Raw genomic sequence first — 14,843 nt, 5'->3', positions numbered from 1 at the left:
CCCCAATCTTTGAACGCCTTGATTTGCTGTAATATTGTCCGGTTGAGTGTGAGTAAGTCGACAAAACAAAAAGCCCGCTCAGGGAGCGGGCTATTTGACTGAAATTCTATAAATCAGATACGCACAATAGCCCGCGCAGGTTTCCACCACACAAGCCACCACGAAGCAACAGTGCAAACCACTGAAACTTTGTCGTTATGTTGTTGGTTAAATTCCTGTAACATGAGCTTCCTAAGTACGCTGTCCGTCATTGCGTACTAGTTAACTAGTGCAAGGGTAAAAAGTCAAGCATTAATATGAAAATAGATCTCCACAGCCATACCACTGCCTCCGACGGCAGACTTTCACCTGAACAATTGATTGATCGAGCGATTGAATTCAGAGTGCAGGTGTTAGCCATTACAGACCACGACACGGTTGACGGGCTTAGTGTGGCGCACAGTTATATCCGGAAAAATGACATCGATCTTACTTTGATTGATGGAATCGAGATCTCTACTGTTTGGCAGAATAAAGATATTCATATTGTCGGGTTGAATATCGACCGTGAGCATCCCGCTCTTCAAACGCTGATTCATGAACAAAAACGCAGAAGAGCAGAACGTTCTGAACTCATCGCTCAAAGGCTTGCAAAAGCAACACGAGAAGGTGTGTTAGAGGAAGTGCGTGAAATCGCGGGTGACGCTTCAGTAACGAGAGCGCATTTTGCCAAATGGCTGGTGGATAACGGCTATGCTAAAACTATGCAGCAGGTATTTAAGAAGTATCTGACTCGTAATAATCCTGGTTATGTTCCGCCATCCTGGTGCTCCATCGAGGATGCTGTTACCGCAATTCATGCGGCGGGTGGTCAGGCAGTACTGGCCCACCCAGGTCGATATCAGCTAACGGCTAAATGGATTAAGCGTCTGATTACGGCGTTTTGTGAAGCAGGAGGAGATGCCATGGAAGTGGCTCAGCCTCAGCAAGCCCAACAAGAACGACGCAATCTTGCTGATTATGCTATACAATACAAACTATTAGCTTCTCAAGGTTCCGACTTTCATTATCCGTCACCCTGGATGGAACTGGGAAGAAACTTATGGCTGCCCGCTGGTGTAGAGCCAGTGTGGAAAGATTGGGATTTGATTCAGAATCAACAATCCCCAGATTCAAGAAACGAGGAGTTCGCAAGAGACGAAGAGCTCGCAAGCGAGGAAGAATAATGAGCCAATTTTTTTACATTCACCCAGAAAACCCGCAAGCCCGATTGATTACTCAAGCCGTTGCCATTATTCGCAATGGCGGTGTCGTCGTTTATCCCACCGATTCTGGCTACGCGCTTGGTTGTCAGCTTGAAAACAAGCAGGCACTTGAACGCATTTGCCGAATCCGCAAACTGGATGATAAACACAACTTCACGCTGTTATGTCGTGATCTTTCAGAGTTGTCTTTGTACGCTCGCGTCGACAATACAGCATTTCGATTATTAAAAAATAATACTCCGGGTCCTTACACCTTTATCTTCAAAGGCACGAAAGAAGTGCCTCGCAGGCTAATGAATTCCAAAAAGAAAACCATCGGAATTCGTGTGCCAGACAACATCATAGCGCTGGATCTGCTTGAAGCTCTGGGTGAACCTTTGATGTCGACCTCTTTGATTCTGCCAGGCAGCGACGTTGCAGAATCCGACCCTGAAGAAATCCGTGACAGACTTGAGCATGCCGTAGATGCGATTCTCAATGGTGGCTACTTAGGTGAGCAGCCAACTACAGTTATCGATTTTAGTGAAGATGAAGCTGTGATTGCGCGTGTCGGGGCAGGGGATACCACGCCGTTCGAGTAATAAAAAAATCAAAATTTAAATGGGTATTTTTCCAGAATATCTGCGATAATACGCGCCCACCAAAACTGGTGGCATCAAATTTTGCACTCGACGTCTGTGAAGGCGACACATAGGTAAATTAATGAGCGAAAAGTTACAGAAAGTTTTAGCGCGAGCAGGTCATGGTTCTCGCCGTGAAATGGAAGCGCTAATCAAAGCCGGACGCGTGAGCGTTAACGGTCTCGTGGCTAAACTAGGCGAACGCTTAGAAGATGAAAACGCGACAGTTCGAATCGACGGACACAATGTTTCAGTAAAAGCTTCAGAAGAAGTGGTCTGCCGCGTACTGGCATACTACAAACCGGAAGGCGAACTTTGTACACGTCACGATCCTGAAGGTCGTCGTACCGTTTTTGATCGCTTGCCTAAAATTCAAGGTGCACGTTGGGTGTCTGTAGGTCGACTGGATGCCAACACTGCTGGCTTGCTACTGTTCACAACCGATGGTGAACTGGCTAACCGTTTGATGCACCCATCACGTCAGGTTGAACGTGAATATCTGGTTCGCGTGTTCGGCGAAGTGAACGAGAAAATGATTCAGAACCTGGTTCGCGGTGTTGAACTGGAAGATGGCTTAGCTCGCTTCGAAGACGTGGTATACACTGGCGGCGAAGGCATGAACCACACTTTCTACGTTGTGATCAACGAAGGTCGTAACCGAGAAGTCCGTCGTTTGTGGGAATCACAAGGTCCGACTGTGAGCCGTCTGAAACGTGTTCGTTACGGTGATATCTTCCTGGATAAGAAACTGCCTCGCGGCGGATGGATGGAACTGGAGCTTAAAGAAGTAAACTACCTGCGTGAAATGGTAGAGCTTGCACCAGAAAAAACGTCCTTGATTGACCCTCATAACACATCTCGCAAACGTGACCGTTCACGTAGCCAGAAGATCCGCAGAGCGGTGAAACGTCATGAAGAGCGCGTAAACAGCTCCGGTGGTCGTGCAAACCAACGCAGAAAGCCTGCGAAAGCGAAAACACGTCGCCAAGGTTAAACTGAGCCGTTAATAAATACGAAGCCTCGCCAAGTGCGAGGCTTTTTGTTGCTCAAATCACTTAGATTGAGATTTAAGTCTTTGTATGTAAATACTTGAGCCACTTTATCACGAGAGTCCAATTATCATATTGTTTGTTTACCTAGATTGAATATGCCTAGAAACTCTTGCTTTTAAAAGTTTAACCAACTCAGGATCCATTCGTTCATAGTTATCAGGAATGTCCAAGCAAACCAATTTCGTTCCTTTTAATAGATCCTTAAATTTCTTAGATACTTTATTTCTGTGCGTTTTTTCCATTACAAATATTATATCTGCCCACTGAATTAGATCTCCGCTTAAAGGTGTTTCCGCATCACTGTTGGTCCCACACCCAATCGCATTAATTCCATTCAAGGTTGAAAATATTTCTTCTCCTGTTGGGCTTCTTAATCTATTTTCAGAACATACAAATAGTAAATTCATTAGTTACACCTTACTCACTAAGAAATATCACGTGTTTACTGAAGGTTTGATGAGTCTTTACCTTAATTAAACTAACAAATGTTGAATTTGGATTGTATTGATAAAAGCGTGCGATTGTGCACATTATTGGAAGAGAGATGGCTGCCAGTGCAGCCAAGACTTCATATTTAAAATAGACGTTAAACAATACGTTATTTTATTCCGTAGTCTCAATTCTCATACATGGCGGTTACTTGGCATGTGGTTTCATCAATATTTAAAGCAACCGGCTGCCCACGAGATTTAGCCGCTAGAAGTAAAGCGTACTCTTCATTAAATGAGATACGATCTCTATTCAAGCAGTATAGATTTGGCCAGGTTGGATAACATGTGCAGTTTGTTTTCGTCGAGCCTGCTTGGCCTATCGAGATGGTTTTCCCATCATAGCCTATTGATATAATCTCAATTTTTCCATGATGCCAATCGGCGTAAGAGGCGGATGATGCTATCAACAAGAATGCAAATAATAGTTTTTTCATCTCAAGTCCTTTTCAATATCTAACATGTTGATAAAGAGAAGAAAGATAACATATTAAATATGCAGAATATGGCTTAAATCCTGATGGCTTTTAGAGGTTAATCTCAAAGTGGAATTATTCTTTGAATCATGGTGCTGGCACAAAGCTAGACATATAGATTTAGCGTTTCACTTGAGGCTTCGCACAGCTGTTCTCAATTTTGGGCAGATCATACAGGCACGCAAGACTTTGGAAATTTAGCCTCCACAGAAGTTAAATTTCCACTTATTTCACCCCAAACCAATTAACTGAAAAAACTCTTCTATCTGCTGGTTATCTTTTTCAGTGGTTGGGTATCCCGGTTTGCGGCAATAGTCGGATTGAATGACGTTTCGTTTGGCTAATATTTTCTTTTCTATGTCTATCAGGTATTCGCAGTTACTCATCCAGACTTCTATGAAAGTGAGAAGTTGCTGATGCTTGTCTTTGGCGGTCTGATGCTGCCCGCTTTGCCAGAGGTTATAGATGTCCACATACACCTCAGCAAATGAACTGCCGGGCATGACGCCTTTTCCGCCAATGGACATCATATCTAACATGTACAAGCCTGCGTAACCGTTGAGAAGGGTTGCGTCTGGCAGCATCGAAAGTAACGTCTGACCGTATTCGACTGGTGGATTGCATTCAACTTTAAACATTGCGTTAGGGTATTTCTTACCCCATGCTGCCATCTTTTCTGGGGGAATTGGCACGCCTGTTTCAGTGGGGGCGTATTGAATCAGAACTGGGATTGAGACAGAAGAAAGAACAGCTTCGATATGCTCTTCAATTTGCCAGGTTTGAGGATTTAGGAAGTAGGGGGGCAATAACATCAGCACATCTGCACCTAGAGATTGATAATGCTGGGCAGTTTGAACTGCTACTTCAGTTGCGTGATCGGTTACAGACAGGCAGCGATACACGTTTGAATGTTCCGTGTTTTTCAGAAAGCGAAGTGCCAGTTTTTCTTTTTCAGGGAACGATAGCTTGTAAAACTCGCTGGCGATACCGAATAAAGTCATGCCATGGCAACCCGTCTGAATCAAGTGTTCCACCAAACGATCGAAGCTCTCATAGTCAACGTCACCATTCTGGGTAAAAGGCATGGCGAGGACGGGATTCACCCCAACAATGTCGTTAGTTTCAAAGCGTGGTGTTACGTTATTCATAGCTATCAACCTAGTTACTCATTTGAAGCTTCTTCAGAAGCGCGGCGTGTGGCTTGCTTTAAGTCGTTCAGGGCATTTTCGAGTAGTGAAGACATTAAATCGCTGGCCAGTTGACCGTTGCCAGCTACAATCGCGTCATAAACTTTTTTGTGTTCGTCCACCCAGGATTCATCGTCCAGATCTCTGTGAGCAAGCCGGAACGTGTGCTGCAAAACGACGGATATCATGTCACCCAGCGAGCGATAAAATCGGTTTCCAGTGGCGTCGAGAATCGCGCAATGAAACGCAAGGTCGTGTCGGACTCTGTCTTCTTCATCAAGGTATAAGGTCATGCCTTGTAAGGCTCGTCGAATGGCAATGTCATCATCTTTCGAGAACCGGTTGGCTGCGAGGTATGCTGCTCTTGGTTCAAACGCCAGTCTCAGATCATAAAGCTCTACAATCAAATCGCTACTCAACGAGCTTTGCACCACCCAGGACAGCACTTCGCTATCGAGCATATGCCATTCCGAAGTAGGGCGAACCCTTAAACCTAGCCGGGGAACAGATTCCACCATGCCTTTTCCATTCAGTACTTTCACTGCTTCACGTACTGCTGTGCGCGATACATTAAACTCTTCAATCAGATCCTGCTCATTGCCGAACATTACGCCCGGAGGGTAGCGACCACTGACCACTCGTTGTCCGATTTCTGTCGCTACGTGTTCATGTAAAAACTGTTTCTTGGTCAAATTGTTTTCATCCTAAGTTCGCCCGCCATCAATCACCAGAGATTGACCGGTGATCATGGATGAGGCATTCGATGCTAAAAACAGAGCAGTATTTGCAATGTCTTGTGGCTGAACCATCCTCTTCAGGCATTGCTGTTCCAGCCATTCTTTTTCTATTTGTTCAGTCAGCCAGAGTTGTTTCTGCTTTTCAGTGACGACCCAGCCGAGAGTGAGAGTGTTGACTCGTATATCCCATTCTCCAAGTTCGCGAGCCAGAGACTTAGTCAGCCCATGAATTGCAGCCTTAGCGGTGGAATAGGCGGGGTAGCCTGAAATCCCTAGCAAGTGGCTGATTGAAGACAGGTTGATGATGCTGCCTCCATTTGATTTCATTTTTTCATGCGCATATTGGGCGGTGTAAAAACAGGAACGAAGATTCACGTTCATCAACTCATCCCAATCGGACGCGTCTAAATCTGGCAGAGAATGTCGCCTGTCATTTGCGGCGTTATTGATCAGCACATCAACCGAGCCAAACTCTATCTCGAAATCTTTAATGGCTTTTTCTAGAGCGGCTAAATCCCGAATATCCACTGACGCAAATCTTGCCGTATTCAGAGTTTCCTCAAGTTGTTGACCAGCTTCGGCATTAATATCCAAAAAACTAACGTTGCATTTCTGCTGGTCGAAAGCCGACGTTAATGCCTGACCGATCCCCGTTGCGCCGCCAGTTATCAACACATGTTTATTACGCAGGTCTGGATAACCAACGGTCATGATGAGCTCCTTGTCTGTTCGTTCATCATTCGGTCTATCGCGTAGTCTGCAATCATCATGGCAGGAGCATTGGTGTTGGCGCTAATGATTGTTGGCATAATTGATGCGTCGATCACTCGTAAATTTTTCACCCCAAACACACGAAGGTGGCTATCCACAACGGCAGACTCGTCTGTTTCCACCCCCATCTTGCAGGTTCCAACTGGGTGGTAGTTGGTTTTCACCGTGCGTTTACAGTGTGCCTCAATGTCTTCGTCAGTAACGCAGTTCAGGCCGGGGAAGATTTCTTCTTTCACAACATCGCAAAGAGGCGGAACCTTAAGCATTTCACGGGAATATCTAAAACCTGCAATTTGGAGTGCCATATCGTCGGGGTGACTGAGATAGTTGGAATCGACAATGGGTTTTTCTTGGTGTCGATTGGATGCTAACCGCACACTGCCTCTCGATTTGGGTTGTATCACGCAGGCATTAAATGTGGCGCCATGAGTAGGCGCTATACCCATTACGTCACGATCCAAATACACGGTGGGCACGCAGTAATGTTGAATCGTCGGTCTGGCTTCAGGTTCAATGGGATTTATGAACGAACAGGCTTCGCAACCGTTACTGGAGACAGGGCCATTACCTAGCAACAAAAACTGAAGACCATTTTTGATCATTTTTAGCCCTCTATCTTCCCCAAAATAGCCAAGCTTTTCTTTGGTAGATACGACGACAGGCACTTCATGGTGATCTTGCAGATTTTGCCCAACGCCCGGTAAATGTTGAATTAAATCAATTTGATGGTCGGCTAAGTGGTGTTTGTCACCAATTCCGGAAAGCATAAGGAGTTGTGGAGTCACCAGTGCCCCGGCTGCCAGCAAAACCTCTTTGTTGGCTTTTACTGTATACGTCTGCCCTTTGTGCTGATATTCCACACCAATGGCGGTGTTATCGAGAAACAGGATCCGCGTTACTTTCGCCCCCAACCGCAATTCGAACTTTTTCTCATGCTTAATCTCGGAAAGAAAGGCTTTTGAAGCAGAGCAGCGACGACCCTTATAAGTGGTGGTCTGCATCAATCCGGTGCCGAATTGGTTCCCAGAGTTGAAATCCTGTGTAAGTGGAACATCCATGGCTTGCATCGTCTGAAGGTAGATGTAACTCATATCGCAGATATGAACTGGATCAGACACTTTCAAAGAACCATCTACTCCGTGAAGCTCGTTGTTCAGGCGTTGATTCCCTTCCTGTTGCACATAGTAGGGCAGTACATCTTGGTAGCTCCAGCCATCGCCTTCCACCGCCTGATGCCAACTTTTATAGTCCTCCTCGCAACCGCGCATGTAAACCATGGCATTGACCGTACTGCCTCCGCCCAGCACATTACCTTGTGGAATATCGTGTACACGCTGACCAAGCTGAGATTGTGGCTTGGTATGATGAAAAGTCAGATATTTTGAACCCGCCAACATTTTGATAAAGCCCGCGGGCATACTAAATAACGGATGATTGTCCGCGTAGCCAGCTTCTAACATTAAAACGCTGGCACCGTATTTTTTTACCAGACGATTCGCGGCAACACACGCTGAGCTACCGCCTCCCACAATGATGTAATCTGTCACCTTTTACTCTCCTGAAGCCTGATTTGCTAATGGCTCTCGCGTGGTACGTCTGCGCCGCGACATCCCACTAAAAAGTCCAGATCAGCTCCCTGATCCGCCTGTAGTACATGGTCGATATACAGTTTTTGGTAGCCACTGGTTATTGAACAGGGTTCTTCTATATGACGATTGCGTCGTTGTTGAAGCTCTTCATCCGACACTTCAAGGTGAAGTTTTCGTTGCTCTACATTCAGTTCAATCATGTCGCCATCTTCCACCAGCCCGATAACCCCACCCGCGGCCGATTCAGGTGCGACGTGAAGCACCACAGTACCAAAAGCGGTACCGCTCATTCTGGCATCTGATATTCGAACCATGTCACGGACACCCTGCTCAAGCAGCTTTTTCGGTAAGGGTAAATTGCCGACTTCCGCCATGCCCGGGTAGCCTTTTGGTCCGGCTCCTTTTAGTACCAGAATGGAGTCTTTATCTATATCCAGATCTGGCGAGTCGATACGAGCTTTGAAATCTTCAATTGTGGAGAAAGTGACGGCTTTGCCGCGGTGATTCATGAGTTCAGGAGTCGCAGCAGAGGGTTTTAGCACCGCACCTTTTGGAGCCAGATTGCCTTTGAGAATAGCGATGCCACCATGATCAACGAGTGGCTGGCTCAGCGGTCGAATCACTTCATCGTTGTAGCATTGAGCGGATTCAATGTTGTGTTTGAGCGAGTCGCCCGTCACCGTCATGACATCCAAGTTCATGGAAGCTTCAATACGCTTCATCACTGCCGGCACGCCCCCCGCATAGCAGAAGTCCTCCATGAGGAATCGACCACTTGGCAGGCAGTCCACCAGAGTCGGAATATCTCGCCCACAGTCGTCCCAGTCCTGCAGAGTCAGCGGCACTTCGGCGCGCCCGGCAATAGCGAGCAGATGCACTACGGCATTCGTCGACCCGCCAATCGCTCCGTTGACTCTTATTGCATTTAAAAACGCATCTCGGACTAAAACCTGATTGAGACACAAATCTTCTTCCACCATATCGACAATTCGCCTGCCTGAAAGACGCGCAATTCGAGCTCGGTTGGCATCAACGGCGGGGTAGGTGGCGTTATAAGGTAAAGTAACACCTAAAGATTCCGCCATAACAGCCATGGTCGAAGCGGTTCCCACTGTGTTGCAGTGCCCAGCAGAACGGGACATGGCTGATTCTGCGTCCATAAAGGTTTTTACGTCGATCTTGCCCCCGCGAACGTCTTCAGAAAATTTCCACACATCGGTGCCGGAGCCTAATGTTTCTCCTCGAAATCGCCCATTGAGCATAGGACCACCGGACACCAGAATAGTCGGAAGATTGGCACTGGCAGCGCCCATCAAAAGAGCTGGCGTGGTTTTGTCGCAACCTGCCATCAGCACGACACCATCAATTGGGTTACCGCGAATTGACTCCTCAACATCCATTGACGCTAGGTTGCGAAACAGCATAGCGGTCGGGCGAAGATTGGACTCGCCGCAGGAAAATACGGGAAATTCCAGAGGGTAGCCGCCTGCTTCCAGCACTCCGTTTTTCACTTCCTGAACCAGCTCCCGAAAGTGCGCATTACAAGGTGTGAGCTCTGAGAAAGTATTGCAGATACCAATGACAGGTCGTCCGTCGAACATGTCGTCTGTTGCACCGCGATTTTTCATCCAACTGCGATGGATAAAGCCGTCTTTGTCTAAGGGACCAAACCAAGCCTGGGAGCGTCTTTTCTTCATTCTTGTACTCCTGAGTTGCTAGCTTCTGATTGAGCGCGGAGCCTCAAACCTGTCTGATTGTCGAAGTAGAGAATACGTTCTGGATTTACCTGAATATGGATTTCTGCGTCCAGTTCTGGGCGGAAATGTTTATCAGCTTTCAACGTGACGGATTGATCATCGACTTTGCAGACTACCAGTGTGGCGTCTCCGGTAGGCTCTACCGCATAGACTTTTCCTGTCAAATGGGCGGGTTCATGTGAAAGTGCGCAGTCTTCAGGTCGAACACCCAGCACAACGTTTGTGTTGTTTCCGATACCCTGAGCGGGGAGATCCCCGGCATTTGTCTGAAAAGACTCATTAAGAATTTGACCGTGAATTTTGTTCATCGAAGGGGAGCCGAGAAAACCCGCGACAAATAAGTTAGCCGGATCGTCATACACTTCATCTGGTGTGCCGATCTGCTGTATTTCGCCGGAAGACATGATGACGACTCGATCAGCCAGCGTCATGGCTTCTATCTGATCGTGGGTGACATAAATCATGGTGACTTCCATCTCTCGTTGAAGGCGTTTGATTTCTGCACGCATGTCCACCCGAAGTCTGGCGTCCAGGTTCGATAGGGGCTCGTCCATCAAAAAGACCGAAGGGTTTCGGACAATCGCCCGAGCCAGTGCTACACGCTGGCGTTGCCCACCGGATAAGGCTTTGGGCTTACGATCTAAATAGTCCAGAAGCCCGACTTTTTCTGCGGCGTAGAGCGCTCTCTGATAGCGCTCCGATTTATCTAACCCTGCGATTTTATGTGGATAGGCGATGTTGTCGCGTACGGTCATGTGCGGATACAGAGCATAGTTCTGAAACACCATAGCGATGTTTCGATCCCTTGGCAGGCGGTCTGTCATATCGGTATTGTCAAAGCGAATCTCGCCTGAAGTCGGGGTTTCTAACCCGGCGATCATTCGCATGGTCGTGGTTTTTCCGCATCCTGATGGACCCAGCAGAACAATAAATTCGCCCTGTGCGATGTTCAGGTCAAACTGATTGACAGCTTTGACTCCAGCCCATTCTTTGTTGACGGCATTTAGCGAAACTTGTGTCATCAATAACTCCTAAACCTTATCGATATGACCCCATCGTCAACCCTCTGAGTAGGTGACGCTGGAAAATAACAATGAAAATAATGATCGGAACGATCATCAATGCGGCAGAGGCAGAGAGCTCTGCCCAGCGAATGGTTTGATACCCGATGAAGCCGTAGAGCCCGATAGGGACGGTTCGGACTTCGCTGTCGCCTAGCACCAGTGCAAAAAGGAATTCGTTCCACGACAGTAAGAAAATCAAAATGCCAACGGAAGCCAAGCCGGGAAGCGCAAGAGGTAAGGTAATGCGGAAGAATGCGCTGAAATAGGTGTCTCCATCGAGGTAGGCGGCTTCCTCCAGTTCTACGGGCAATTCTGAGAAAAAACCGCGCAGCAGCCAGACGACAATGGCGAGGTTGAGTACCACGTGTGCGATGATTAAGCCTATGTGCGTGTCCAGCAGACCGAGTTGGAAAAATAGCACGAAAAACGGGATCAGCATGGCGACAGGGGGCGTCATTCTTGTGCTTAGAATCCAGAACCCAAAATCTCCCCGGCCTTTAAAATGGAAGCGGGCGAGGATGTACGCGGTAGGCGCGCCGATTAACAGGCTAAGAACGGTGGAACCTGTGGCAACAATTGCGCTGTCGATGAAAAAGTCCAGAATTGCAGGGTCTGCCAGCACTTTTTCAAAGTTTTTTAGTGTGGCTTCAAACCAGAAGCTGGGCGGACGCGACATTGCCTGAATCGGCGTTTTCAGCGCTGTTAAAAATATCCAGTAAAGCGGAAACAGACACCAGATGGCGAACAGATACAGCACCACGCGGCGAGCCCAGATTGAGCCAAAAAGGCGGACGATGATGGAGCTTACCGTTGTTTTTCGCTCGGTCATGATGTGCCTCCTGTTTTCAAATCAAACAAGCCCAGTTTTCTTAGAAACACCTGACTGACGATCAAGGTAAAAATCAGCATCACGATAGCGATGGACGAGGCATAACCCATTTCAAGAAATTCGATGCCTTGTTTGTACGCCAGAATGTTCAGTGTTCGTGTAGTGATCCCCGGACCACCTCCGGTTAACACGAAGATGATGTCGAAGGTCTTGAATGCGTCGATAACCCGAAACAACAAAGCTAAGGCAATGTAAGGTTTGAGCTGCGGCAAGGTTACGTAAAAGAAGGTTTGCCAGCCGTTTGCACCGTCTACTTCGCTGGCTTCTTCTGGCTCCGATGGTAGAGAAGCCAACCCGCCTGCGGTGATCAGCAAAATAAAAGGAGTCCATTGCCAGGTATCGACAAGAATAAGAGAAAACAGCGCCGATTCAGGGGCGGCTGTCCAGGCGCTGGATTCCAGCCCGATTGATGTCAGCATATAGTTCAGAACCCCAAGCGAAGGGTTGAACATCAGCCTGAAGGTGAAGGTTGCGGCAACCGGCGTAATAGCAATAGGCAATAAAAACAGAAGTCGTAACCACGGAGCCTGCTTTGATTCATAGTGAAGCAAAGCTGCCATTCCAACCCCTAAAATGGTTTGCAGGGTCACGGCGACTATGGTGAAAACCAGAGTCACTTTGGTGGCAGACCAAAACTCTTCAGACTGGAACAACTTGCTGTAGTTACCGAACCCGATAAAGCTTTTTTCCCCTGCATTTAAAAGTGAGTAGTCGGTAAAGGACAGATACAAACTGAGCAAGAATGGAAACAATGTTGTCAAAAGCAGCACCGCGGTAGCGGGCAATAACATCGCCAAAATAAAGTTTCTACGATGTGCTCTTGCCGAGCGAAGCGGCACAGGCGGACTGGATCCGACCATCCCTTTGGACAACATTGCCTTCATCTTATTTCCTTCCCTGATGTTATGTGTTGTATCGGTCGAGCTTCCTTACCCGACTGGTGTTACAAAATGTCGTTGATCTTGTTGGTTGCGGTTGTCATGGCAGCCTTAGATGTTTTTGCGCCTGTCGCGACCTCGTTAATTGCAATGCCCCATGCATCCAGAATCTGCGCGGCTTTCGGATGGAACCAGCACGCTTTGAAGACTTCTGCATCACCAGAGTTCAGATTGGCAAGTGCCGCCTGAGCAGCATCTGCCCCAAAGCGATCTTTAAAGGCCTTTGAGTCCCATGCTGAGTTTCGAATGGTGGCCAGGCCGTTGGCTGATGTCAGCGCACAGCCTGGTTTCGAGTTCAGGAATGTGAGTAACAAGAAAGCGGCTTGTTTCTTTTTAGAGTGACGGTTGATGCCAGCTTGCCACGTCCAGATATTGGCTTTTGCAGAATGGTTTCCATGAGTTGGCATTGCGGCGTAAGTGGTCGAGTCGTGCACCAGACTTTTCTCTGGGTTCTGGAAGTCGGTTGCGAAGTTGGAAGAATCCATTGCGATGGCAGCTGCGCCTGCAGAGAAGTCATTCAATACTTCGTACCAATGGTAATTTCCGACGCCGAGCGGTCCGGCATCTTTGAGCAAGCGTCCGTACATATCAATGGCGGCGATTGCCTGATCACTGTCTAACACGCAACGGCCATCTTTAATCACTTCACCGCCATAAGAGAACAGGAATCCACCACAAGGCCAGGTGCCTGCGGTGCCATCGGATTTGGAGCGAAGGACAATGCCCGCCATTTGATTCGACTTGAGCTTAGTGGCAGCTTCATACACCTGATCGTAGGTTTTAGGTATGGCTAGCCCGGCTTTTTCGAACGCTTTGGTATTACAGAACATGGTTTGAGCTTCGGCGGTTACCGCCATGCTGTAGCGTACTTTGTCTGACCACACCGGGAATTCGTTTGCCATGGAGAAAATGTCATCGGCGTCGTACCAGCCTGCATCGAACAATGCGCGATTTGAGTAGTACTCCTCAAGAGGCTCTAACCACCCTGAGCTGATGAACTGACCAAGTGCATGAACCATCATGACATCAGGTTCTGGCGAACCGGCACCGAGCTTGACGGGCATTTCACCCACATATTCAGTTTCTGACTGTTTCTGCAGCTTGACTTTAATGCCCGTGAGTTTTTCAAACAGAGGAAGAACAGGGGCAATTGATTGTGTCCACGGGTGTTCCATTGCGCCGAGCACGATGGTTTCTCCGGCATGAGCTTTCCAGTCTACGTCTGCGGTCAAAAACTTACTTAACATATGATCATGTGCATCTGCCCACGACATTCCCGGTAGCCCAAAAGCCAGAGCAACACTGGCGGCGGTCGAAGTTTTTAAAAATGTTCTGCGGTCCATACCTTTTGGGTAAAGCCCCATTTTTTTGTTTGAACGATCCATATTCAATCTTCCTTTTGCTGTTCAACTTTCCTTAAGTTTTTCTCGTCATCTCACCTTAATCAGGTGGAGGTATGTCAATAAGTATTACTTAACAGCTAATAAGTAATACTGTTAATGATAGTTTAATCATTTGTATAAAAAATGATCAATGGGCTTAACTCACAAAACCAGAGTTAAAGTAAGGATTTTTAGAAATGAGACGTTGTCAATGTTGTTCGCTATGGACTTTGACTCCAGACCGAATAGCAGTGGTATGGAGCACCGCTCAAGGTAGAAAAATATCGGGAAGGAAAAGAAAGGCACATTATATTCTCAAATTTCCGTCATTTATTGTAAATATATAAATTTGTAATGTAATAACATAACAATAATTTCGGATGTCCAAATTGAATTTTTTATTTTTATTATCTATTAATTAAATTATTAGTTTCATTTGTTTGAGATCATTATTCAATTATGACAACTTAATTACATGTTGTATTTTTATTAATAAAAATTGAATAAAACGTTTTAGTCTAGAATTATATTCCTTGTTGTCATTACTGTTATTGTTGTTATTAATTTCCATTTTATTTCTTATGGTGTTGATTTTTATGATTTAAATTTTAACTGTCAATCTTGTTGTTAATTATGTTTTTAATGGTTT

The 14,843-nt window shown here is 46.7% G+C and carries 14 protein-coding genes; 3 read left to right on the top strand and 11 right to left on the bottom strand.

Annotated elements, in window-relative coordinates:
* Positions 1 to 296: 296 nt before the first annotated feature.
* The 3 genes from rnm to rluB all read left to right on the top strand — a co-directional run bounded on the left by rnm (position 297) and on the right by rluB (position 2,858).
* Positions 297 to 1,205 carry an RNase RNM gene (rnm, locus tag QMG91_RS10555; protein ID WP_022598224.1) on the top strand — a complete coding sequence of 303 codons (909 nt, stop codon included), beginning with the start codon at positions 297 to 299 and terminating at the stop codon, positions 1,203 to 1,205.
* Positions 1,205 to 1,825, top strand: a complete 621-nt coding sequence (locus tag QMG91_RS10550) for an L-threonylcarbamoyladenylate synthase (protein WP_022550366.1) — start codon at positions 1,205 to 1,207, stop codon at positions 1,823 to 1,825. The genes rnm and QMG91_RS10550 overlap by 1 nt, the downstream gene beginning before the upstream one ends.
* A 121-nt stretch (positions 1,826 to 1,946) precedes the next feature.
* Positions 1,947 to 2,858 carry a 23S rRNA pseudouridine(2605) synthase RluB gene (rluB, locus tag QMG91_RS10545; protein WP_281826327.1) on the top strand — a complete coding sequence of 304 codons (912 nt, stop codon included), beginning with the start codon at positions 1,947 to 1,949 and terminating at the stop codon, positions 2,856 to 2,858.
* A 138-nt stretch (positions 2,859 to 2,996) separates the two neighbouring features.
* On the opposite strand, the gene QMG91_RS10540 is transcribed toward rluB, so the two are convergent.
* The 11 genes from QMG91_RS10540 to QMG91_RS10490 form a co-directional block, all read right to left on the bottom strand.
* The gene (locus tag QMG91_RS10540) at positions 2,997 to 3,323 is read right to left on the bottom strand and encodes a low molecular weight protein tyrosine phosphatase family protein (protein ID WP_045964650.1); all 327 of its coding nucleotides are present in this window, start codon (positions 3,321 to 3,323) and stop codon (positions 2,997 to 2,999) included.
* 209 nt (positions 3,324 to 3,532) lie between these two features.
* Positions 3,533 to 3,841 (bottom strand): hypothetical protein, encoded by a 309-nt coding sequence (locus QMG91_RS10535; protein ID WP_281826324.1) that lies wholly within the window; start codon positions 3,839 to 3,841, stop codon positions 3,533 to 3,535.
* Between the two features lie 269 nt (positions 3,842 to 4,110).
* Positions 4,111 to 5,028 carry a dihydrodipicolinate synthase family protein gene (locus tag QMG91_RS10530; RefSeq protein ID WP_281826323.1) on the bottom strand — a complete coding sequence of 306 codons (918 nt, stop codon included), beginning with the start codon at positions 5,026 to 5,028 and terminating at the stop codon, positions 4,111 to 4,113.
* 14 nt (positions 5,029 to 5,042) lie between these two features.
* Positions 5,043 to 5,759, bottom strand: a complete 717-nt coding sequence (locus QMG91_RS10525) for a FadR/GntR family transcriptional regulator (RefSeq protein ID WP_022592129.1) — start codon at positions 5,757 to 5,759, stop codon at positions 5,043 to 5,045.
* A gap of 12 nt (positions 5,760 to 5,771) precedes the next feature.
* Positions 5,772 to 6,515: an SDR family NAD(P)-dependent oxidoreductase gene (locus QMG91_RS10520; protein WP_281826318.1), complete on the bottom strand. Its 744-nt coding sequence runs from the start codon at positions 6,513 to 6,515 to the stop codon at positions 5,772 to 5,774.
* On the bottom strand, positions 6,512 to 8,122 hold the full coding sequence (locus tag QMG91_RS10515) for a GMC family oxidoreductase (RefSeq protein ID WP_281826316.1): 1,611 nt from the start codon (positions 8,120 to 8,122) through the stop codon (positions 6,512 to 6,514). The genes QMG91_RS10520 and QMG91_RS10515 overlap by 4 nt, the downstream gene beginning before the upstream one ends.
* Positions 8,123 to 8,148: 26 nt before the next feature.
* Positions 8,149 to 9,861, bottom strand: coding sequence for an IlvD/Edd family dehydratase (locus QMG91_RS10510; protein WP_281826314.1), 1,713 nt, complete (start codon positions 9,859 to 9,861; stop codon positions 8,149 to 8,151).
* Complete coding sequence (locus QMG91_RS10505; protein WP_022601507.1) at positions 9,858 to 10,943, bottom strand: ABC transporter ATP-binding protein; 1,086 nt, start codon at positions 10,941 to 10,943, stop codon at positions 9,858 to 9,860. Before QMG91_RS10505 ends, QMG91_RS10510 begins: the two co-directional genes overlap by 4 nt.
* 16 nt (positions 10,944 to 10,959) lie before the next feature.
* Positions 10,960 to 11,814 carry a carbohydrate ABC transporter permease gene (locus tag QMG91_RS10500; RefSeq protein ID WP_281826310.1) on the bottom strand — a complete coding sequence of 285 codons (855 nt, stop codon included), beginning with the start codon at positions 11,812 to 11,814 and terminating at the stop codon, positions 10,960 to 10,962.
* On the bottom strand, positions 11,811 to 12,758 hold the full coding sequence (locus QMG91_RS10495) for a carbohydrate ABC transporter permease (protein ID WP_281826309.1): 948 nt from the start codon (positions 12,756 to 12,758) through the stop codon (positions 11,811 to 11,813). The genes QMG91_RS10500 and QMG91_RS10495 overlap by 4 nt, the downstream gene beginning before the upstream one ends.
* A gap of 59 nt (positions 12,759 to 12,817) precedes the next feature.
* Positions 12,818 to 14,197 carry an ABC transporter substrate-binding protein gene (locus tag QMG91_RS10490; protein WP_281826307.1) on the bottom strand — a complete coding sequence of 460 codons (1,380 nt, stop codon included), beginning with the start codon at positions 14,195 to 14,197 and terminating at the stop codon, positions 12,818 to 12,820.
* Positions 14,198 to 14,843 lie beyond the last annotated feature (646 nt).

The organism is Vibrio nigripulchritudo, from assembly GCF_027924785.1.
Classification (GTDB): Bacteria; Pseudomonadota; Gammaproteobacteria; order Enterobacterales; family Vibrionaceae; genus Vibrio; species Vibrio nigripulchritudo.
Note: the sequence above shows the minus strand (reverse complement) of the source record. Positions and strands in the feature narration are given on the sequence as shown.

What these genes read in the sequence shown, in the direction of transcription:
- rnm (WP_022598224.1), top strand. Translation starts at nt 297, where the DNA reads ATGAAAATAGATCTCCACAGCCATACCACTGCCTCCGACGGCAGACTT.
- QMG91_RS10550 (WP_022550366.1), top strand. Translation starts at nt 1,205, where the DNA reads ATGAGCCAATTTTTTTACATTCACCCAGAAAACCCGCAAGCCCGATTG.
- rluB (WP_281826327.1), top strand. Translation starts at nt 1,947, where the DNA reads ATGAGCGAAAAGTTACAGAAAGTTTTAGCGCGAGCAGGTCATGGTTCT.
- QMG91_RS10540 (WP_045964650.1), bottom strand. Translation starts at nt 3,323, where the DNA reads ATGAATTTACTATTTGTATGTTCTGAAAATAGATTAAGAAGCCCAACA.
- QMG91_RS10535 (WP_281826324.1), bottom strand. Translation starts at nt 3,841, where the DNA reads ATGAAAAAACTATTATTTGCATTCTTGTTGATAGCATCATCCGCCTCT.
- QMG91_RS10530 (WP_281826323.1), bottom strand. Translation starts at nt 5,028, where the DNA reads ATGAATAACGTAACACCACGCTTTGAAACTAACGACATTGTTGGGGTG.
- QMG91_RS10520 (WP_281826318.1), bottom strand. Translation starts at nt 6,515, where the DNA reads ATGACCGTTGGTTATCCAGACCTGCGTAATAAACATGTGTTGATAACT.
- QMG91_RS10510 (WP_281826314.1), bottom strand. Translation starts at nt 9,861, where the DNA reads ATGAAGAAAAGACGCTCCCAGGCTTGGTTTGGTCCCTTAGACAAAGAC.
- QMG91_RS10505 (WP_022601507.1), bottom strand. Translation starts at nt 10,943, where the DNA reads ATGACACAAGTTTCGCTAAATGCCGTCAACAAAGAATGGGCTGGAGTC.
- QMG91_RS10500 (WP_281826310.1), bottom strand. Translation starts at nt 11,814, where the DNA reads ATGACCGAGCGAAAAACAACGGTAAGCTCCATCATCGTCCGCCTTTTT.
- QMG91_RS10495 (WP_281826309.1), bottom strand. Translation starts at nt 12,758, where the DNA reads ATGAAGGCAATGTTGTCCAAAGGGATGGTCGGATCCAGTCCGCCTGTG.
- QMG91_RS10490 (WP_281826307.1), bottom strand. Translation starts at nt 14,197, where the DNA reads ATGGATCGTTCAAACAAAAAAATGGGGCTTTACCCAAAAGGTATGGAC.